Genomic DNA, 22,003 nt, shown 5'->3' on the forward strand with positions numbered 1-22,003 from the left:
GCTGACGAAAAAATTTTATTTCCCGTACAATAATGCCAATCTTTATATTACAGGGCTTACTATCCCTGATTAAGCCAATACGATAGTGGAATAAATAATGAGTAATGTTGATCAGCGTCCAATTATTTTGACAGGCGACCGCCCAACCGGACAACTTCATCTTGGGCATTTTGTCGGTTCTTTGCGTTCACGTGTAGGTTTACAGGATAGCCATCATCAACATCTCTTATTAGCAGATGCACAAGCCCTAACTGACAATGCAGATAACCCAGATAAAGTACGTCGCAATATTTTGGAAGTTGCTCTAGATTATTTAGCAGTTGGTATTGATCCAACTAAGACCACGATTTGCGTACAGTCATGTTTACCAGCATTAAATGAGCTTACAATGTTATATCTTAACTTTGTAACTGTAGCTCGTTTGGAACGTAACCCGACTATCAAATCTGAAATTCAAATGCGTGGTTTTGAACGTGACATTCCTGCTGGTTTCCTTTGCTACCCTGTTGCACAGGCTGCTGATATTACGGCTTTTAAAGCAACTGTAGTACCAGTGGGTGAAGATCAGATTCCAATGATTGAACAAACCAATGAAGTGGTCCGTCGTGTGAATCGCCAAATTGGTCAAGACCTTTTACCTGAATGTAAAGCCTTACTTTCTAATATGGCTCGTTTACCAGGTTTTGATGGTAAAGCGAAAATGTCTAAGTCATTAGGCAATACCATTGTTTTAAATGCTTCTGACAAAGACATTAAGAAAGCTGTAAATGCAATGTACACTGACCCAAATCACCTTCGTATTGAAGATCCAGGTCAAGTTGAAGGAAACATTGTATTTACTTATTTAGATGCATTTGATCCAAATAAAGAAGAAGTTGAAGAATTAAAAGCGCATTATCGACGCGGTGGTCTTGGTGACGGTACTGTTAAAAAACGTCTTGAAGGTGTGTTAAAAGAATTAATTACACCTATTCGTGAACGCCGTGAAGAACTTGCTAAAGATCCTGATTACATTATGGATGTTTTACGTCAAGGTACTGACAAATGCCGAATCATTACTCAACAAACTTTAGATGAAGTTAAAGATGGCTTAGGCTTATTTAAGTTTTAACTCTAGAGTAGACATATAAATGAAAAGCCCTACGGGGCTTTTTTTATAATTACATTAAGATTCAATAGTTTAAAATTTTACATTGTTAATATATTTATAATGATTCACATGCACTTACCCTTTTAACGTGAAGTAACACTAATTAACGCGAACCTTAATGAAGAAATATTAAACCTTAACTAATATAGCTTAAGTAGGTTGATATGAACCTCACGACATTTCTCCTTAAGCCGAAACTGTTTTTAACAGATTCGTTGTTCTACGCAATGATCACCCCAATCATTGCGTATTTTTTTGTCTTTTTTTAGCCTTATTATTTCTTATTTCATTTTATGCTACTTTTCAATGATGCAAAAAAATACCGCATCATTTTTCAGATGCGGTATTTTTTAAAGATTCAAGGAAGCTATTAAGCTAAACCTTTCTCTTTTAATACTTGCAACATAGTTGAACCAAGCTCAGCTGGGCTACGAGTGTAAGCCATACCTGCTTTTTCAAATGCAGCAAATTTCTCTTCAGCAGTACCTTGACCACCAGAAATGATCGCACCAGCGTGACCCATACGCTTACCTTTAGGAGCAGTTACACCAGCGATGTAACCTACTACAGGCTTAGTCACGTTAGATTTGATGAATTCAGCAGCTTCTTCTTCCGCTGTACCACCGATCTCACCGATCATGATGATTGCATCAGTATCTGGATCGTCTTGGAACAATTGAAGAGCTTCAATTTGGTTCATACCTGGGATTGGGTCACCACCAATACCGATACAAGTAGACTGACCTAAACCAAGCTTAGTTGTTTGAGCAACCGCTTCATAAGTCAATGTACCTGAACGTGAGATAATACCAATACGACCTGGTTGGTGGATGTGACCAGGCATAATACCGATCTTACATTCACCTGGAGTGATCACGCCTGGGCAGTTAGGACCAACTAAACGAGTACCGTTACCGTTAGTTTCTAAATAACGTTTTGCTTTAAGCATGTCGATTGTTGGAACACCTTCAGTGATCACAACGATTAGGCCAACACCTGAATCAACCGCTTCAACGATTGAGTCTAAAACGAATGGAGCTGGTACATAGATTACAGATGCATCTGCATTTGTTTCACGTACAGCTTCTTTCATTGTGTTGAATACTGGTAAGTCAAGGTGAGTTGTACCACCTTTACCTGGAGTAACACCACCAACAACTTTTGTACCGTAGTCTAAAGCTTGTGCAGAGTGGAAAGTACCGTTTTTACCAGTAAAACCTTGTACCAATACTTTAGTGTCTTTATTAATTAATACGCTCATGATTGATACTCCCCTTACGCTTTAACTGCAGCTACAACTTTTTCTGCGGCATCAGACAAACCGTTCGCAGAAATTAATTTCAAACCAGATTCATCAAGTAATTTAGCACCTAACTCAGCGTTGTTACCTTCTAAACGAACAACAACTGGAACAGTTACGTTTACTTCTTGAACCGCTGCAATAATTGCTTCAGCAATCATGTCACAACGTACGATACCACCGAAGATGTTGATTAAAACACCTTGTACAGATGTATCAGCAAGGATGATTTTGAACGCTTCGATTACGCGCTCTTTAGTTGCACCGCCACCAACGTCAAGGAAGTTTGCAGGCTGACCACCATAAAGTTTAATGATGTCCATAGTTGCCATTGCAAGACCAGCACCGTTAACCATACAACCGATGTTACCTTCTAAAGCAACATAGTTAAGATCAAATTCAGATGCTTTTAATTCACGCTCATTCTCTTGAGATTTGTCACGTAAAGCAGCAACTTTAGGTAAACGGTAAAGCGCGTTAGAGTCGATACCTACTTTCGCGTCTACACATAAAATTTCGCCATTTTCACGAACTGAAAGTGGGTTAATTTCAAATAAAGCAAAATCGTTTTCAACAAATGCTTGGTAAGCAGCTGTCATGATTTTTACGAATTGACCGATTTGTTTGTCTTTCAAACCTAAAGCAAACGCAACTTCACGTGCTTGGAATGGTTGTAAGCCAACTAATGGATCAACTTCAACTTTGATAATTTTTTCTGGAGTTTCTTCAGCAACTTTCTCGATTTCTACACCACCTTCTGTAGAAGCCATGAAAGTAATACGACGGCTAGAACGATCTACAACCGCGCCCAAGTAAAGCTCACGCTCAACTGGATATACGTCTTCAGCAACAATGATGCTGTTTACTGGTTGACCATTTGCATCAGTTTGATACGTTACAAGACGAGTACCAATGATATTGTTTGCAAATTCGATAACATCTTCTTTAGATTTTGCAACTTTAACGCCACCAGCCTTACCACGACCACCAGCATGAACTTGCGCCTTCATTACAGCGAATTTACCACCAAGCTGTTCAAATGCAGCAACTGCTTCGTCTGCATTGGTTGCCAAGATACCTTCTTGTACCGGCATACCATATTCTTTCAATAACGCTTTAGCTTGATACTCATGTAAGTTCATTTAGTTACCTACTTAACTTTGTTTGTTGTCTTCAATTTGCGCAACATTCTCATGTTGTATATGCAAATTGCTGTCTACGTCTATCAACTTGATGATTTTTTAATCACACCATCGAATGTGAAAAAGAGCGGAGAACCGCTCTTTAATTTTATTTACGCTTACGTTGAATCGCGTGAATTGCACGACCATCTACAGCAAGTGCAGCTTCATGAACAACTTCAGAGAATGTTGGGTGACCAAAAGTCATCAACTGAAGATCTTCAACTGAAGATACAAATTCAAGAGCGATCATACCTTGGTGAACGATATCAGATGCTGCAGGTCCAATGACATGCATACCTAATAAACGGTCAGTTTTTGCATCAGCAACGAACTTAACAAAACCTGCGCCCTCACCAGCAGCTAAAGCACGACCATTTACAGCAAAACCGAATTGACCAGTTTTTACTTCATGACCTTTTTCTTTAGCTTGCTCTTCAGTTAAACCTACCCACGCCGCTTCAGGGTGTGTATAGATAACAGAAATGATTGTGTCATAGTTCACTTGAGCTGCATGACCGTGAATACGTTCAACAGCCATTACACCTTCTTCCATTGCTTTATGAGCAAGCATTGGACCGCGAACCAAGTCACCAATCGCGTATACACCTTCTACAGAAGTTGCACAGTGATCATTTACTTCAACTAAACCACGTTCAGTTAATTTAATGCCTGAATCTTCAGCCAATAAACCTTCTGCATATGCTTTACGGCCAACACAAACGATTAATTTGTCAAAAGTTTGAGTTTTCTCTTCGCCACCTTGAGTGTATTTAACAGTCACTTCACGACCATTAACTTCAGTGCCAGAAACTTTAGCACCAACGCGAATATCAAGACCTTGCTTAGTTAAAAGCTTTTGGTATTCTTTTGCCAAAGCTTTATCAGCCATTGGTAAGAATGCATCCATTGCTTCAAATACAACAACTTCAGCACCAAGACGACGCCATACTGAACCAAGCTCTAAACCGATTACACCAGCACCGATCACACCTAAACGCTTAGGTACTTCTGGGAAGTTTAATGCGCCAGTTGAATCAACAATAATGTCTTGATCTACAGGAGCTACAGGAATATTTACAGGCACAGAACCAGACGCAAGAATTACGTATTTAGGTTCTAAAACTTGAGTTTCACCTTCATGAGAAACGAACTCAACTTTTTTACCAGCAAGTAATTTACCTGTACCTTTTAACCACTCAATACCGTTGCCTTTAAGCAATTGATCGATACCGCCAGTCAATTGGTCAACAATTTTGTCTTTACGAGCAAGAAGTTTTGCAAGATCGAAATTCACTTCACCAGTTGTAATACCGTGATCAGCTAAGTGATGCACTGTATCTTCATAACGATGAGAAGAATCAAGCAAAGCTTTAGAAGGGATACAACCTACGTTTAAGCAAGTACCACCTAAAGAAGGCTTACCGTTGTGAATACGTTTTTCAATACAAGCGACTTTGAAGCCTAGTTGAGCAGCGCGAATCGCAGCTTCATAACCACCAGGACCACCGCCGATGACAACAAGATCAAATTGTTGAGACATTTTTATCTCCATAAACCAGGATAGAGGATCACTCTACCCTGGTAGGTATTTATTCGAAGAAATTAAAGATCAAGAATGAGTTTAGCTGGCTCTTCTAACAATTCTTTGATTGCTACCAAGAAACCTACAGCTTCTTTACCATCGATCATACGGTGGTCATAAGAAAGCGCTAAGTACATCATTGGCAAGATTTCAACTTGACCATTTACCGCCATAGGACGCTCTTGGATTTTGTGCATACCCAAGATACCAGTTTGCGGTTGGTTCAAAATAGGAGTTGAAAGCAATGAACCGAAAGTACCACCGTTAGTGATTGTGAAAGTACCACCAGTCATTTCTTCGATAGATAATTTACCGTCACGTGCTTTACCAGCATAAGCAGCAATACCTGCTTCAACTTCTGCATAGCTCATACGGTCAGTATCACGTAATACTGGAACAACAAGACCACGATCAGAAGATACTGCAACACCGATGTCATAGTAACCGTGATAAACGATATCGTCGCCATCAATTGAAGCATTTACAGCTGGGTAGCGTTTAAGCGCTTCAGTTGCTGCTTTAACGAAGAATGACATGAAGCCTAAACGAGCACCATGACGCTTTTCGAAAGCATCTTTATATTGCTTACGCAATTCCATGATTGGCTTCATGTTAACTTCGTTAAATGTAGTTAACATTGCAGTTTCTTGAGTTGCAGCAAGAAGACGCTCAGCAACACGCTTACGTAAACGAGTCATTGGAACACGTTTTTCGATACGCTCACCAACAGCAACACTTAACGGAGTAACGTTAGCAGCTGGTTTAGTTTGATGGTTTGCAACATCTTCTTTAGTGATACGACCACCACGGCCAGTACCTTGTACGTCAGCAGCAGCAATACCAGATTCAGTTAAAGCTTTACGAACCGCAGGAGCTTGATCAGATACAGTTTCTGTACGTTCAACAACAGGAGCTGCACCAGCTTGAGTTTGAGCAACTGCTTGTTCTACCGCAGCAGGAGCAGCAGCCGCTGCACCAGCACCAGCTTCGAATTGAGCAATAACTTCGTCAGAAAGAACTGTATCGCCTTCACCTTTAATGATTGCAACCAAGCTACCATCTGCAGGAGCAACAACTTCTAAAACAACTTTGTCGGTTTCAATATCACAGATTACTTCATCACGTGATACAGGTTCACCCACCTTTTTATGCCAAGTTGCGATGGTGCCATCTGCAACAGACTCTGGGAATACCGGTGCTTTAATTTCGGTTGCCATTATTGAGAATCTCCTGATTGTTCAGCTTCGATTGCCAATGCATCATTAATTAGCTGAGCTTGTTGTTTTGCATGCAAGTACGGTGAGCCACAAGCTGGTGCAGCAGAAGCTTCACGACCTGCAAAACTGATACGGATTTGTTTGCCAGATTTTAAGATATCGTCATATAAACGCGGTGCAATAAATAACCATGCGCCTTGGTTCTTCGGCTCTTCTTGTGCCCAAACGAGTTCTTTCACATTTGGATAAGCAGCCAAGATTTCTGCAAGACGTTGCTCTGGGTATGGATACAACTGTTCAATACGTACGATTGCAACATTAGTTAAGTTTTCTTCACGACGTTTTTCGAGTAAGTCGTAATAAACTTTACCGCCACAAAGTACAAGACGAGTTACATCTGACTTGTTAATTTGATCGATTTCGTCAATTACAGTTTGGAATGAACCATTTGCAAGTTCTTCTAAAGTAGAAGTTGCAAGTTTATGACGAAGTAAAGATTTTGGTGACATTACGATCAATGGCTTACGAATTGGGCGTACAGCTTGACGACGTAATGCATGGAAAATCTGTGCAGGTGTCGTTGGAGTGATCACTTGCATGTTATCTTCAGCACATAACTGTAAGAAACGTTCTAAACGAGCTGAAGAATGCTCTGGACCTTGACCTTCGAAACCGTGTGGTAACAACATTGTTAAACCACAAACACGCTCCCACTTAGTCTCACCAGAAGCAATAAACTGGTCAATCACAACTTGAGCACAGTTTACGAAGTCACCAAATTGTGCTTCCCAAATAATCAAGCTCTTAGGAATTGTAGTCGCGTAACCATATTCGAATGCAAGAACTGCTTCTTCAGATAATAAAGAATCGTAAATCGCAAAACGTGGTTGGTTCTCTTTAACATGACAAAGTGGAATGTAAGTTGAACCATCAGCTTGGTTATGCAATTTCGCATGACGGTGTGAGAAGGTACCACGACCCACGTCTTCACCAGTAATACGAACTAGATAGTCTTCATCTAATAAAGTTGCATAAGCTAAAGTTTCTGCTGCACCCCAGTTCAAAGGAGTTTCACCAGTTTGCATTTTCACGCGATCTTCAATTACTTTTTGAACTTGACGCTGCATTACAAACCCTTCAGGAAGTTTGCTCATGCCCTCGCCTAATTCTTTAAGGCGGTTCAAGTCGAATGAAGTATCCCAATCGTCTGTGTAGTCATGGCCCAAATATGGAGTCCAATCAACAAACATTTTGGTATTTGGTTCAAGAATCAATGCGTTTGCTACATGATTACCCGCTTCTAAGTCAGAACGGTAATCTTCAACCATTTGATCCGCTTCAGCACGATCAAGTACTTTCTGTTGTACAAGTTGATCAGCATAAAGTGTACGAGTAGTTGCTTTCTTCGCAATTACTTGATACATCAATGGTTGTGTACCAGATGGCTCATCTGCTTCGTTATGGCCGCGACGGCGATAACAGAACAAATCGATAACAACATCTTTACGGAATTCGTGACGGAAATCATGTGCTAATTGAGTAGCAAAGATAACTGCTTCAGGATCATCGCCATTTACATGGAAAATCGGCGCCTGAATCATTTTAGCAACGTCTGTACAGTACTCTGTAGAACGCGCATCACGCGGATCAGAAGTTGTGAAACCAACTTGGTTGTTCACAATGATATGAACCGTACCACCAACCGTATAGCCACGAGTTTGTGACATTTGGAAGGTTTCCATGTTCACGCCTTGACCTGCAAATGCAGCATCACCATGAACAATAACTGGTAATACGTCATCACCGCCGATGTCTCTACGACGTACTTGACGTGCACGTACAGAACCTTCAACTACAGGACCAACAATTTCCAAGTGAGATGGGTTAAATGCCAATGCCAAGTGAACTTCGCCACCTGGAGTCATTACATTACTTGAGAAACCTTGGTGGTATTTAACGTCACCTGAACCTTTTTTATGAATTGATTTACCTTCGAACTCACCAAATAAGTCCGCAGGATTTTTACCCATAATATTAACAAGAAGGTTCAAACGGCCACGGTGTGGCATACCGATAACAACTTCTTTACAACCTACAGCACCAGCACGCTGGATAATCTCGTTTACCATAGGAATAAAAGATTCGCCGCCTTCAACACCAAAGCGTTTAGCGCCGACGTATTTATTACCAAGATATTTTTCTAGACCCTCAGCAGCAGTTAAACGCTCTAAGAAGCCTTTCTTTTGATCATTTGAGTAATTGAACTTACCACGGGCACTTTCAAGACGTTGTTGAATCCAACGCTTCTCTTTTGTGTCCACGATATGCATGTATTCAACACCGATTGAACCACAATAGATTGCTTCCATTGCTTCAATCATTTCAGCAAGAGTTGCTTCACTCTTACCAATCTCAAGATTGCCTGTGTTGAATACTGTGTCTAAATCTGATTTGGTTAAACCATGTGCTGAAAGATCTAAATCAGGAATATCTTCACGCTTAGCAAGACCTAATGGATCTAATTTAGCTTTTTGATGTCCGCGATTGCGATAAGCAGCAATAAGTTGTAAAACGCCAATTTGACGACGCTCATGCTCAGTACTTACAGTACTTTGTACAACAGGTTGAACACGGTTAGCATTACGTCCTAGTAATAGGAATTGCTCACGCACAGCGCTGTGTGGTTGGTCACCTTTTGGATATTTATCGAAATATTGGCGCCAGTCCTCAGCTACAGAGGTTGGGGAAGTCAGGTACTGCTCGTAAAGTTCTTCAATATACGCTGCACTATCAGCGGAAAGTTCAGTGTCAAGACGCAATGCGTCAGCAACTTCTTGCATTTGTGGACCCATTTCCTATTGCAAAAAATATTACAGGCTGCCTTTTAAGCACACCCATGATGCATAATGTCAAATCGGTAAAAATGACACTACTTACCCAACAGGTCTTTACGACCATGGGGCGTCATACTACCTAGAGAGAAAACTCCATAGGTAATTAATGAATCACAACGCCCTCAATGGCATCATCACTCACCTTATACTCGATTAAAACCGAGCAATTTTTTGCAAATCTTTTTAGAAAAATTAACTATACAATTAACTTTTCTAAAATGACTTTGACCATAAAAATTAAGCACTGATCTAAGATCGTGCCACTTAATTTAATTTCACTAGTATACGCTTTTTTCACCTATAACTTTGTGGCAAATCGTATCATGTTCTTAACGAACGATTGATTTTTTTGACACATACCATCTATAAATTGGCGAAATACATATCCAATTTTATCTATTAATATATGGTGCTTTATATAAAAACCCCTATTTTACCGACTAAAGTATAAGGTGCGTATTATAAAGTTAAAAAAAAACGCACATCAAGGATGTGCGTTTCCTATTTGCGCAGAATTAACCCGCTTGATCTAACAACATGTTACGGATATGACCGATTGCTTTTGTTGGATTCAAACCTTTAGGACATACTGACACACAGTTCATAATACCTTTACAGCGGAATAAGCTGAATGGATCGTCAAGACGAGCCAAACGATCTGCTGTTGCAGTATCACGAGAGTCGATAATAAAACGGTATGCATTCAACAATGCTGAAGGACCCAAGAATTTATCAGGGTTCCACCAGAATGATGGACATGAAGTTGAACAACATGCACAAAGAATACATTCATACAAACCATTCAAGTGTTCACGCTCTTCAGGAGACTGCAAACGCTCTTTAGGTGGAGCTGGTTGGTTATTGATCAAGAATGGCTGAATTTTGTCATATTGATCATAGAATTGGTTCATATCAACAACCAAATCTTTAATAACAGGCAAACCTGGCAATGGACGAATTACAATTTTCTCAGGTAGGTCGTTTAAATTCCATAAACAAGCCAAACCATTTTTACCATTGATGTTCACACCATCCGAACCACAAATACCTTCACGGCATGAACGACGGAATGTTAACGTTTCGTCTTGAACTTTCAAAGCAAGCAATGCATCAAGCAACATACGGTGCTTATCAGTCAATTCAAGTTTGAAAGTTTGCATGTACGGCGCTTTATCCTTATCAGGATCATAGCGGTAGATTTCGAACGTACGAGTACCTCTACTCATCTTTATACTCCCGATTAGAATGTACGTGGTGCTGGTGGAATTGCATCAACAGTTAACGGCTTGAAGCGCACTGGCTTATATTCCAAACGGTTATCTGATGAATACCACAAAGTATGTTTCATCCACTCATCATCACGGCGACCGTATGAATAAGTTGGGTGATCAGCTGGTAATTCATAATCAACTACCGTATGCGCACCACGACATTCTTTACGCGCAGCAGCTGAAATTAATGTAGCTTTTGCAACTTCATATAAGTTTTCAACTTCAAGCGCTTCAACACGCGCAGTGTTAAATACTTTAGATTTATCTTTCAAGTGGATGTTACGTACACGTGGCTCAAGAGCAAGAATCTCTTTAACACCTTTATCAAGTAAAGCTTGAGTACGGAATACACCCGCGTGATCTTGAACGATATCACGAATTGCATCAGCAACTTCTTGAGCGTTTTCACCAGTAGTTGAGTCATCCAACTTACGCACGCGCTCTAAAGTTTGCTCTAATACCTTTGTTGGAAGCGGTGCATATTCATCACCATGGTGCTTAGTTACGTAGTCGATAATGTGCTCACCAGCAGCTTTACCAAATACAACTAAGTCAAGAAGTGAGTTAGTACCTAAACGGTTTGCACCATGTACTGATACGCAAGAACATTCACCAATTGCATAGAAACCTTTTACAGGTTTAGTGTAGTTGTCTGTACCAGGTTCTGGTAAGCACACTTGACCATGCATATTCGTAGGAATACCACCCATTTGGTAATGGATTGTTGGTACTACTGGAATTGGTTCTTTAGTAATGTCTACGTTTGCGAATTTTTTACCAATCTCAAATACAGATGGTAAACGCTTCATAATTGTGTCAGCACCCAAGTGAGTCATATCAAGCAAAATATAATCACCTTTTGGACCACAACCACGACCTTCTTTAATTTCTTGATCCATAGAGCGTGATACGAAGTCACGTGGAGCCAAGTCTTTTAAAGTCGGCGCATAACGTTCCATGAACGGTTCGCCGTCTTTATTACGAAGGATTGCACCTTCACCACGACAACCTTCAGTTAACAATACGCCTGCGCCCGCAACACCTGTAGGGTGGAACTGCCAGAATTCCATATCTTGTAATGGAATACCAGCACGAGCAGCCATACCAAGACCGTCACCAGTGTTGATATAAGCGTTTGTTGATGCACGGTAAACACGACCAGCACCACCAGTTGCAAACAATGTTGCTTTGGCTTGGAATACTGCGATGTTGCCAGTTTCTTGGTCAATTGCAGTTACACCGAGTACATCACCTGCTTCGTTACGGATCAAATCAAGAGCGATCCATTCAACGAAGAATTGAGTACCCATTTTCACGTTGCTTTGATAAAGCGTGTGTAATAATGCGTGACCAGTACGGTCAGCAGCAGCACAAGCACGTGGAACTGGTTTATCACCATAGTTCGCAGAGTGACCACCGAACGGACGTTGGTAAATTGTACCATCGGCGTTACGGTCAAACGGCATACCCATGTGTTCTAGTTCATATACAACTTTTGGCGCTTCACGACACATAAACTCAATTGCGTCTTGGTCACCTAACCAGTCAGAACCTTTTACTGTGTCGTAAAAGTGGAAATGCCAGTTATCTTCTTGCATGTTACCTAACGACGCACCGATACCGCCTTGAGCAGCAACTGTATGTGAACGTGTTGGGAAAACTTTAGTAAGTACTGCAACTTTCAAACCTGCTTGAGCAAGTTGGTAAGATGCACGCATACCAGAACCACCACCACCAACGATAACAGCATCGAAAGTGAGGTTTTGAATATTTGAATAATCTTCTTTAGGGGTTATCGCGCCCATGATATCTTCCTATCAATTCGCCCAGAAAATCTGGATACCCCAGATTGCGTACACAAACACTGCAATAATGACAGCCGTAGTCAGTACAAGGCGTAAACCTTTCGCTGAAGGACCCATTTGACGAGTAGTGACGTAGTCAGTGAAAACCTGCCACATACCAATCCATGCGTGTGCGATAAGCGACAAAATTGCCAATAAAGAAAAAATCTTCATTGGTAATGTCATCATGAAGCCAGCCCATTGTTGATAGTCAAATCCGCCTTTGCAGAGAATCCAACCCAAAAGAACAACAGTATAAGCTGCCAATACTACAGCACTTACACGCTGGATAAACCAATCACGAGAACCTGAACCTGTTAAACCTGTAGCACTTTTCATTAGAACATAATCCATACAAAGGCTGCGATAATGGCTACCACAGATAAGATCAATGAAATTGTCGCTGCAATACGACCGCTTTGCAGTTCTTCAGCAAAACCTAGATCTGCAAGCAAATGCTTAACCCCAGCAATAAAGTGGAAAATTAAGCCGGCTACAAATACCCACACGACAAAACGTACAAGGATATTTCCGAAAACGACATTTTTAACGTAGTCAAATCCTTCTGGCGAAGATAATGATTTATCTAAAATCCATAATAGAACTGGTACTAATAAGAAAACGATGACACCTGATAAACGGTGTAAAATTGATGCAATAGCCACGGGTGAGCGTAAATTTACCGCTAACACCTGACCCATGGACAAATTGACAGGTCTGTTGCTTTTCACAGCGGGCATCCTGTAGGTAGAAACTCCGACCGGAGTTTGTTGAATTAATTCCAAGGAAAGCTGGCATTGTTAGGCAAGCACAGCTCATGCCTAACCTATAAACGACACTGAATTATAAAACGCGAAATATCAAAATACAAACAATCCACTTTGCCTTTTCCGCAAAAACTCATTAAATAAGAATCATTCACACAGCTAAACAGCAATCCTCCCTGTACAAAAGTTAAAATTAAACAAAACATGTGCTTGTTTAATCTCATCTTTTATAAAAAAAATCTTTTCTACTGCTTTATTTAAAATAAGTGCGTTTTAGACTAAAGATAAAGTTAATAATTCATCAAGTCTAATCAAAAGGATAAACCAAAATTGCGCTTACACCCTAATTTTAATAACTTTATTTAAAAATAATTAACACCCTTTTTATATTAAAAGCAATAAAGAGCCACTTGACTCTTAACAATGAGCACTATTTTTACAAAAAATGAGTTTTAATTTTTACAACATGATCAACAAGCTATTTTTTAAACAATTAAACTTAAAAAAAGTACAACTTTTGGAATTAACAAATGGTGATAATTAGGTTATTTTTGAATCACAATTTAAAATTACAGACTGAGTTTTATGATTTTTTTAAGCAAATTGGCATTTTATAACCAGTTCTGAGTCTAATTTTTTATTTATAAATTTGCTTACAATTGTACTCACCCTTCATTTTTTTTCTGCACGTTCTTATTGAATTGACTTATGATACCATCCCGATGCAGTGATTTTACTGACTTTTTTGCTCGGGTCTTAATGACTAACTCTCTGTGGGAACGTCATTTTTTATCCATAAGTATAATTGACAAAATTTCAGTACTCACTAATCTTATAGCAAATTTTGACACCGTCTGATTCGCACATGAGAAAATTAGGATTTCGAGTCAGATAATCATTCACCAGGACAGGAGATCTATTGAATGTCTGAAGCAAATGGCAAAAAAGCCGTATTACATCTTGATGGCAAAGAAATTGGATTACCAATCTACAGTGGCACTTTAGGTCCAGATGTAATTGATGTGAGCAGCATACTGAAAGAAGGTCATTTTACTTTCGATCCTGGTTTTATGGCGACAGCCGCATGCGAATCTAAAATTACTTTCATTGATGGTGACAAAGGTATTTTATTACACCGTGGTTACCCGATTGACCAACTAGCAACTCAAGCAGACTATCTTGAAACTTGTTATTTATTATTAAATGGCGAGCTCCCAACTGCTGAACAAAAAGTTGAGTTTGATACGAAAGTTCGTGCTCACACTATGGTTCACGATCAAGTTAGCCGTTTCTTCAATGGTTTCCGTCGTGATGCTCACCCTATGGCAATCATGGTTGGTGTTGTTGGTGCATTATCTGCGTTCTATCACAACAATCTTGACATCGAAGACATTAACCACCGTGAAATCACTGCAATTCGTTTAATTGCAAAAATTCCAACACTTGCTGCTTGGAGTTATAAATACACAGTAGGTCAACCATTCATCTATCCACGTAACGATTTAAGTTATGCGGAAAACTTCTTACACATGATGTTTGCTACTCCTGCTGACCGTGATTACAAAGTTAATCCTGTTCTTGCTCGTGCAATGGATCGTATTTTCACGCTTCATGCTGACCATGAACAAAATGCGTCTACTTCTACAGTTCGTCTTGCTGGTTCTACTGGTGCAAACCCGTATGCATGTATCTCTGCTGGTATCTCTGCTCTTTGGGGACCTGCTCACGGTGGTGCAAACGAAGCAGTTCTTAAGATGCTTGATGAAATCGGTAGCGTTGAAAACGTTGCAGAATTCATGGAAAAAGTTAAGCGCAAAGAAGTTAAACTTATGGGCTTCGGTCACCGCGTTTACAAAAACTTCGACCCACGTGCTAAAGTCATGAAACAAACTTGTGACGAAGTACTTGAAGCTTTAGGTATCAATGATCCTCAATTAGCACTTGCTATGGAACTTGAGCGCATTGCACTAAACGACCCGTACTTTGTTGAGCGTAAACTTTACCCTAACGTAGACTTCTACTCTGGTATCATCCTTAAAGCGATTGGTATTCCAACAGAAATGTTTACTGTAATCTTCGCTCTTGCACGTACAGTTGGTTGGATCAGCCACTGGTTAGAAATGCACAGCGGCCCTTACAAAATTGGTCGTCCACGTCAGCTTTACACTGGTGAAGTTCAACGTGACATCAAGCGTTAATATTCGAGAGAACATTAATGTAAAAAAGCTGCCTCTTGGCAGCTTTTTTATAAATAAGTTTTTTAAAAATTATTCTTCTTCAAACATATTTAACAAGTGATGACTAATACCATCAGCTCTTAACCAAGCCAATTCATAACTTGCTTTAGCCAAAGCCAAGACGCGTCTTTCAAATTCATCCCAAATTGTTTTAACTTGAGAATCTAAAATACCCAAACCACTTTCTGAGGCAAGATGTTTATTTTTTTCACAGATTTTTAAGGCATGATAAAGCTTACGACCTTTACTCGCCCCTTCCATCAAACGAACACGTTTACTTAGAATAAAACCCTCGACATGCTGGAGATTTGCATGAGGCAGCATAGGTACCAAGATTTGGTTCAATTGATCATCTAAGCGTTTCCAGACAGCCAAACGCTGCTCTGCTGTATAAGTATTCCATTGAATGACTTCATGGTTAAAACGGCGACAACCACGACATACCTGATCACCAAAAACTGTTGAACAACGCCCTGCACATGGGGTGAGAGAGAGCGTTCGATGATCATTACTCAAAACAAACTCCTTAAATAAACCATATACTTTTTATGGTTTTCTCGCTTATTACTCATTTTCGCGCTAAAATATGCGCCTTAAATTTCTATCTTAATACATTTGGAGTTTTCCATGAACGCTACTGTAGAACAGCTTGCACCTGTAGAACAGCAAGCGACCGCGGGTTGGGTTGTTGCAGCACTATATCAATTTAAAGAAGTTCAAGATCCTGCCGATCTTCAACAACGTCTTTTAGACTTAGTGAAAACAATCAACCTTTGTGGAACTCTAATTGTAGCAGGCGAAGGAATTAATGGTACCGTGGCTGGGGACCGTGAGGCAATTGATAAAATTCATCAATTTTTGTTAAACGAAGGTTTTAAAGCGATGGAATATAAAGAGTCCCATAGCTCCGATAAACCTTTCCGTAAAATGAAAATTAAACTTAAAAAAGAAATTGTAACTTTAGGCGTAGAAGTAAAACCTCGCGATTTAGTTGGTCACTATCTTGATCCTAAAGAATGGAATGATTTAATTGCACGTGATGATGTTATTCTAATCGATACACGTAATGATTATGAATATAAGGCTGGTACCTTTAAAGGTGCGATTGACCCTAAAACAGAAACATTCCGTGAGTTTCCAGAATACGTTAAAAAAGAGCTAGAACAACACAAAGACAAAAAAATTGCGATGTTCTGTACTGGCGGTATTCGTTGTGAGAAATCAACATCTTTACTTCTTCAAGAAGGATTTACAGAGGTTTACCACTTAAAAGGCGGTATTCTTAAATACTTAGAAGAAACTCCAGCGGATGAAAGCCTTTGGGAAGGTGAATGTTTCGTATTTGATGGACGTACTGCTGTAACTCATGGTGTTGAAGAAGGTGCAAACATTAAATGTCATGCTTGTGGCTGGCCTTTAACTCCGGAAGAGTCTGCGCTTCCAAGTTATGAACATGGTGTTTCATGCGTGTATTGCATCGACAAAACAACTGAAAAACAAAAAGCTGGCTTCCGCATGCGCCAATCACAAATTGCCGCAGCTAAACGCAAACGCTTATAATTAAAAAAAGGGCATCAAATGATGCCCTTTTTTTAATTTACTTATAAAGCTCCATTAGCTTTTTAAACTCTGGGCTAGCACAATTCATTGAAGGCACTGTTGGAGACTTTCCAACACCCCCCCTCAACTTCCCATCACCAGAAAAGTCTAATCCAATCTGACTATAAGTATTTATATCTGTGTAAGGCCCTGTATTAATTATAAGATCTACAATTTCTAGTTCACCTTCATCAAAAGTAAAGTCCATGCCATCCTCTTGTTCTTTATCTAATAATGCTGATACTGTTTGATTCCCTTTAGTTAAACTTACTTTATTGCCTTGTTTAACTAAAATACATTTTTCATCAGAATCAGTAGCAACTAAATTACTTTCTGAAAAATCATCAATAACCTTCTCAGAGCATTTATTATATTGTTCCATATTTTCTGTTTTCGGAAGTGCTTGGCAAGCATCTTTATTAAAGCCAAAAACTTTTGCTACACTATTATTTAGAAATTCTATTTTCTCAGGTATTTGAGATAAATTTCCATCTTTAATTAACATTAACAGTGCATCATAGTCTTTAATATTTCCATTATTCTTAATAGTTTCCAACAACTCTTGAATAGCTTGAGGAATAGGGTTATTTGCTTTCATCTCAGTATTAAATAGATCTATATCATTATTAATACCGTATCCCTTTTTAATAAGTTCAGCTACCAAAGCAGAATTTGCCAAATTTAACTTTTCTTTAGTTATACTTCCAGATTGATACCACGTTACAGGAACCTGGTTACTTGCATAAGCAACAACCATATCCGTAAGCGGGTTAATATTTACACTTCCCTCATGATCGATATAACTATGATAAGTTTGCCCATTAGCTTTCACCTCTAAACGACAAGGAAATTTACTGGTGTCTATTTCTCCTTGCCATTGTCCTTGTGCATTAACAATTACATTATCTTTAAAACCAAACCCATCTTTACAAATTGCTGTTACATTTTCCCCATTTAAAGCAGAAGTTGAAAATGCAGTACCAGAGATTACTTTATAAGCAACTTGATTTTGGGTTGATTGTGCAATTTTTTCTTCACTGACACTTTTGCTATTTTCATTACCACAGGCTACAAGTAATATTACTGAGAGTACGCCCGTAATTTTAAAAATTATTTTCATATTAAATCACGTTATTAAAGCATTAAAGATTTTCATATCACCAATAAAAAATATTCATGGCGAAATAAATTAATTTTTTGATTAAGAAATTGATATCAAAAAATTTGCACGTGATTATATAGAAATAAAATTAATGTCAAAACATTATATTTAATTATGTATTAAAAATAATTAAAACATAAAAAACGCCCTAGAAAGGACGTTATTTATTATTTCTTCTAATAAATTAATTTGGAGTGTGATACATCAAATATAATTCATTCAAATTATCTGGAATTTCTTCTGCCAGTTCATCCATTAACTGTCCATTGCGACGGAAAGATTCCATCTGTGGATCTTCTTCATCAATTCCGCTAAAAACCATGATCGGTAAAGTTAAATCAACCAATTGTTCTTCATACTCAGGAGCAAACCATGCTTCTTCGTTTAAGAACATTGCGTCAACAAAACCAACACTCCAATCGCCTAGACTTGACTCAACATCCGCTTCCTCAACTTCAAATGGAAATTCAATTCCATTTTCATTTGCTAAATCTTGACGAATCGACTCTAACCAAAGTTTGATTTGAAGAATGATCTCAGCAGGAACCTTTTTATGGTTACTATCAAATAATTCATCTAACCAACGGTCAAATTGAGGACCTACTGCAATTGCACATAAAAAACCATGAGTTGCAGCAAAGTCTAGACCATACTCATTGTGGTCTCCATCTAGATATTCACTTAACTGGTCTAAATCTAATGCACTCATTGTGTTACCTGACTTTAAAAGAAATTGACGATAGCATAGCACTTAAGCCGACGATGCCCTATTTAGTTTTGATCAGTCTTCATCATCAAGATCATCATCGTCTAAATCATAATCGAAATCTTTTAACTCACGCTCTAAACGACGCTGTGCCAATAGATCATCAATTAATCTACGTTTTTCCAACGATTCTTTTGCACTGATTTTGCCTGATGACTCATCAAAACCGACATCATCATCATCGCCGTAGTTATCATCTAGTTCAAAATCTGTAGAAGACACTAAAACTACCTCATAATGAAAAAATGTGAATGGGTCTAGCCGCTATTTATCTTTCTTACTTTTCCTTGTCAAGTTTTATTTATATTTTTTTCATTTAATTGCTCATTTGTACTGTTTTTCACCCAAAAAATTGTGTATTTATAAAACACCATAATCTTTCGATAAGGGAAGATTTGTACAAATTTTTCTATGATTTAAACTTGAAAAAAATGATTTTAGCCCAATATTCAAAAAATAGTCGTGAATTCAAAGATATTTTTTATTTAACGGTCATCGATCAAAGCCAAAACATTTCAAGCAAATTGTGCTATCATGCACGGTTTTTCACTGCCACAGATTCAACAAAGAGTAAGCAAAGATGAGCGATATGCATTCCCCTACTTCTCAAGTAGCGGCTCTGATTAGCCGAGGCAAAGAACAAGGTTACTTAACTTACGCTGAGGTTAACGATCATCTGCCGGACTCGATTACTGAAAGCGAACAGATTGAAGACATTATTCAGATGCTTCAAGACGTTGGTATTCCTGTACACGAGCGTGCACCTGAATCTGACGATACTATGTTCGGTGAGTCAACTGACACAGCAGATGAAGTTGCTGAAGAAGAAGCTGCTGCCGTACTTGCATCGGTTGAAAATGAGCCTGGACGTACGACAGACCCTGTACGTATGTACATGCGTGAAATGGGTACAGTAGAACTATTAACCCGTGAAGGTGAAATCAGCATTGCCAAACGTATTGAAGAAGGGATTCGTGATGTCCTGAATTCAATTGCTTACTGGCCAAATGCGGTTGAAGTTGTATTAAAAGAATATAATGATTTTTTAACTGGCGAACGTCGTCTTGCAGATATTTTATCTGGTTACCTCGATCCTGAAACTGATGAAGATATTCCTGAAGTTTTGGAAGACGTTGAGGAACTTGAGGAAGAAGACGAATCATCTTCAAAATCAACAAAAGAAGTTAAGCTTGATGATGACGATGAGGAAGAAGAATCTGAAGGTGATGATGACTCTGAAGGTGATTCAGGTCCTGACCCAGAAGTTGCAAAAGTTCGTTTTACTGAATTAGAAGCAGCATGGACTCAAACAAAAGCTATTATTGAAAAACATGGCCGTAATAGCCGTGAAGCAAATGAAGCACTTGAGTCTTTGGCAACTGTATTCATGATGTTTAAATTTACTCCACGTTTATTTGACATCATTTCAGAAATGATTCGTGGCACTCACGAACAAATCCGTGCTAATGAACGTGAAATTATGCGTTATGCAGTACGTCGTGGTCGTATGGATCGTACTCAATTCCGTACATCTTTCCCAAAACAAGAATCTAATCCAGCTTGGTTAGATGAACAAATTGCTAAAGCTCCTGCTGAAATTAAGGCGCATTTAGAAAAAGTTCGTCCAGATGTTCTAGCATTCCAGCAAAAGATTGCAGATATTGAGAAAGAACTTAATTTAAGCGTTGCTGAAATTAAAGATATTTCTAAACGTATGGCGATTGGTGAAGCCAAAGCTCGTCGTGCTAAAAAAGAAATGGTAGAAGCTAACCTTCGTTTGGTAATTTCGATTGCGAAGAAATACACCAACCGTGGTTTACAGTTCCTTGACTTGATTCAAGAAGGGAACATTGGCTTGATGAAAGCTGTAGACAAGTTTGAATACCGTCGCGGTTATAAATTCTCGACTTATGCAACTTGGTGGATTCGTCAGGCAATTACCCGTTCTATCGCAGACCAAGCACGTACAATTCGTATTCCTGTACATATGATTGAAACGATTAACAAGATTAACCGTGTTTCTCGTCAGTTATTGCAGGAAATGGGCCGTGAACCTACTCCAGAAGAGTTAGGTGAACGTTTGGAAATGGATGAAGTTAAAGTTCGTAAGGTTCTTAAAATTGCTAAAGAACCTATTTCAATGGAAACTCCAATTGGTGATGATGAAGATTCGCATCTTGGGGACTTTATTGAAGACCAGAACATCACTTCTCCAATTGATGCTGCGACTTCAGAAGGCTTAAAAGAAGCAACTCGTGAAGTTCTAGAAAACTTAACTGAACGTGAAGCTAAAGTATTGAAAATGCGTTTTGGTATCGATATGCCAACTGACCATACTTTAGAAGAAGTTGGTAAACAGTTTGATGTAACGCGTGAACGTATTCGTCAAATCGAGGCGAAAGCATTACGTAAATTACGTCACCCTTCTCGTTCTGAACACTTGCGTTCTTTCTTAGAGAATGACTAAGTTCTGAAATCTTGAAATTTCGGTACTAGTCCCCATTTAATAGAAAGAGCTACAAACGCCTGCGATGATGCAGGCGTTTCACATGATGAGGTTACTTATGTTAGACCGCACTCCATCTCGCGAACTCCGTGAAGACCTTTGGGTATTTCCAATGGACTATCCAATTAAACTGATTGGCGATGCGGGTGAAGAATTACGTATAGCTGTAGTTGATATTCTAGTGAAACATTTTCCTGACTTTGACCAATCAACGTTAAAAGTACAAGAATCTCGTACAGGCAAATACCATTCATTAACCGCACAATTACGTTTTGATGAATTGGAACAAGTTCATGCTTTGTATGCAGACTTGGCTGCTTGCCCGCAGATCAGAACTGCACTTTAATTTTAAGATGCCATGACAAATTTCGTGTCATGGCATTTTTATTTCTATCAAGCTTATTATAAATAATTACAAATATTTAGAATCGTTTAAGCAAAATACTTTAAACTCATCAAGAGCATATTTTCACAACCTAAAAGTGAAGTTGCTCTTCTGTTAAGTACATCGCACAGGAAAATGT

The 22,003-nt window shown here is 38.9% G+C and carries 18 protein-coding genes and 1 pseudogene; 5 read left to right on the forward strand and 14 right to left on the reverse strand.

Going from position 1 to position 22,003, the window contains the following annotated elements:
- The first annotated feature begins 97 nt into the window (after positions 1–97).
- Positions 98–1,111: a tryptophan--tRNA ligase gene (gene trpS / locus MSG95_RS05750; protein WP_004705897.1), complete on the forward strand. Its 1,014-nt coding sequence runs from the start codon at positions 98–100 to the stop codon at positions 1,109–1,111.
- Between the two features lie 409 nt (positions 1,112–1,520).
- Here trpS and sucD read toward each other — a convergent pair whose 3' ends face one another.
- From sucD to sdhC, 10 genes and pseudogenes are all read right to left on the reverse strand, one after another.
- A complete protein-coding gene (gene sucD, locus MSG95_RS05755) occupies positions 1,521–2,411 on the reverse strand; it encodes a succinate--CoA ligase subunit alpha (RefSeq protein WP_000114637.1) in 891 nt (296 codons plus the stop codon).
- A gap of 14 nt (positions 2,412–2,425) precedes the next feature.
- Positions 2,426–3,592, reverse strand: a complete 1,167-nt coding sequence (gene sucC / locus MSG95_RS05760; protein WP_001048573.1) for an ADP-forming succinate--CoA ligase subunit beta — start codon at positions 3,590–3,592, stop codon at positions 2,426–2,428.
- 148 nt (positions 3,593–3,740) lie between these two features.
- On the reverse strand, positions 3,741–5,174 hold the full coding sequence (lpdA, locus tag MSG95_RS05765; protein ID WP_002051272.1) for a dihydrolipoyl dehydrogenase: 1,434 nt from the start codon (positions 5,172–5,174) through the stop codon (positions 3,741–3,743).
- Positions 5,175–5,236: 62 nt separating this feature from the next.
- The gene (odhB, locus tag MSG95_RS05770) at positions 5,237–6,433 is read right to left on the reverse strand and encodes a 2-oxoglutarate dehydrogenase complex dihydrolipoyllysine-residue succinyltransferase (RefSeq protein ID WP_004705895.1); all 1,197 of its coding nucleotides are present in this window, start codon (positions 6,431–6,433) and stop codon (positions 5,237–5,239) included.
- Complete coding sequence (locus MSG95_RS05775; RefSeq protein ID WP_004705894.1) at positions 6,433–9,273, reverse strand: 2-oxoglutarate dehydrogenase E1 component; 2,841 nt, start codon at positions 9,271–9,273, stop codon at positions 6,433–6,435. Before MSG95_RS05775 ends, odhB begins: the two co-directional genes overlap by 1 nt.
- 157 nt (positions 9,274–9,430) lie before the next feature.
- Positions 9,431–9,559: pseudogene (locus MSG95_RS05785) on the reverse strand (hypothetical protein).
- A 283-nt stretch (positions 9,560–9,842) separates the two neighbouring features.
- A complete protein-coding gene (locus MSG95_RS05790) occupies positions 9,843–10,553 on the reverse strand; it encodes a succinate dehydrogenase iron-sulfur subunit (RefSeq protein WP_004705893.1) in 711 nt (236 codons plus the stop codon).
- Positions 10,554–10,567: 14 nt separating this feature from the next.
- Entirely contained in the window at positions 10,568–12,403 is a 1,836-nt protein-coding gene (gene sdhA / locus MSG95_RS05795) for a succinate dehydrogenase flavoprotein subunit (protein WP_004705891.1), read from the reverse strand.
- 12 nt (positions 12,404–12,415) lie between these two features.
- Complete coding sequence (gene sdhD / locus MSG95_RS05800; RefSeq protein WP_003655454.1) at positions 12,416–12,781, reverse strand: succinate dehydrogenase, hydrophobic membrane anchor protein; 366 nt, start codon at positions 12,779–12,781, stop codon at positions 12,416–12,418.
- Complete coding sequence (gene sdhC, locus MSG95_RS05805) at positions 12,781–13,182, reverse strand: succinate dehydrogenase, cytochrome b556 subunit (protein WP_001984863.1); 402 nt, start codon at positions 13,180–13,182, stop codon at positions 12,781–12,783. The genes sdhD and sdhC overlap by 1 nt, the downstream gene beginning before the upstream one ends.
- Before the next feature lie 950 nt (positions 13,183–14,132).
- On the opposite strand from sdhC, the gene gltA reads away from it, so the two are divergent.
- A complete protein-coding gene (gene gltA / locus MSG95_RS05810) occupies positions 14,133–15,407 on the forward strand; it encodes a citrate synthase (RefSeq protein ID WP_004705890.1) in 1,275 nt (424 codons plus the stop codon).
- Positions 15,408–15,476: 69 nt separating this feature from the next.
- Here gltA and MSG95_RS05815 read toward each other — a convergent pair whose 3' ends face one another.
- On the reverse strand, positions 15,477–15,962 hold the full coding sequence (locus MSG95_RS05815) for a DUF1289 domain-containing protein (protein ID WP_004705889.1): 486 nt from the start codon (positions 15,960–15,962) through the stop codon (positions 15,477–15,479).
- Positions 15,963–16,073: 111 nt separating this feature from the next.
- Here MSG95_RS05815 and MSG95_RS05820 point away from each other — a divergent pair, with 111 nt between their 5' ends.
- The gene (locus MSG95_RS05820) at positions 16,074–17,006 is read left to right on the forward strand and encodes a rhodanese-related sulfurtransferase (protein ID WP_004705888.1); all 933 of its coding nucleotides are present in this window, start codon (positions 16,074–16,076) and stop codon (positions 17,004–17,006) included.
- A gap of 37 nt (positions 17,007–17,043) precedes the next feature.
- On the opposite strand, the gene MSG95_RS05825 is transcribed toward MSG95_RS05820, so the two are convergent.
- From MSG95_RS05825 to MSG95_RS05835, 3 genes are all read right to left on the reverse strand, one after another.
- Complete coding sequence (locus tag MSG95_RS05825) at positions 17,044–18,165, reverse strand: hypothetical protein (protein WP_324624618.1); 1,122 nt, start codon at positions 18,163–18,165, stop codon at positions 17,044–17,046.
- Between the two features lie 226 nt (positions 18,166–18,391).
- Positions 18,392–18,916: a YecA family protein gene (locus MSG95_RS05830; protein ID WP_004705885.1), complete on the reverse strand. Its 525-nt coding sequence runs from the start codon at positions 18,914–18,916 to the stop codon at positions 18,392–18,394.
- A 72-nt stretch (positions 18,917–18,988) separates the two neighbouring features.
- Positions 18,989–19,195 (reverse strand): PA3496 family putative envelope integrity protein, encoded by a 207-nt coding sequence (locus tag MSG95_RS05835; protein WP_000099358.1) that lies wholly within the window; start codon positions 19,193–19,195, stop codon positions 18,989–18,991.
- A gap of 358 nt (positions 19,196–19,553) precedes the next feature.
- Between MSG95_RS05835 and rpoD the strand changes: the two genes are divergently transcribed.
- Together rpoD and MSG95_RS05845 are read left to right on the forward strand one after the other, a co-directional pair.
- On the forward strand, positions 19,554–21,440 hold the full coding sequence (gene rpoD / locus MSG95_RS05840; protein WP_004705884.1) for an RNA polymerase sigma factor RpoD: 1,887 nt from the start codon (positions 19,554–19,556) through the stop codon (positions 21,438–21,440).
- A 97-nt stretch (positions 21,441–21,537) separates the two neighbouring features.
- The gene (locus tag MSG95_RS05845) at positions 21,538–21,825 is read left to right on the forward strand and encodes a YbeD family protein (RefSeq protein WP_002051390.1); all 288 of its coding nucleotides are present in this window, start codon (positions 21,538–21,540) and stop codon (positions 21,823–21,825) included.
- The last annotated feature ends 178 nt before the right edge of the window (positions 21,826–22,003 follow it).

The sequence above is a fragment of the Acinetobacter sp. IK23 genome, from assembly GCF_035615275.1.
GTDB lineage: Bacteria > Pseudomonadota > Gammaproteobacteria > Pseudomonadales > Moraxellaceae > Acinetobacter > Acinetobacter seifertii.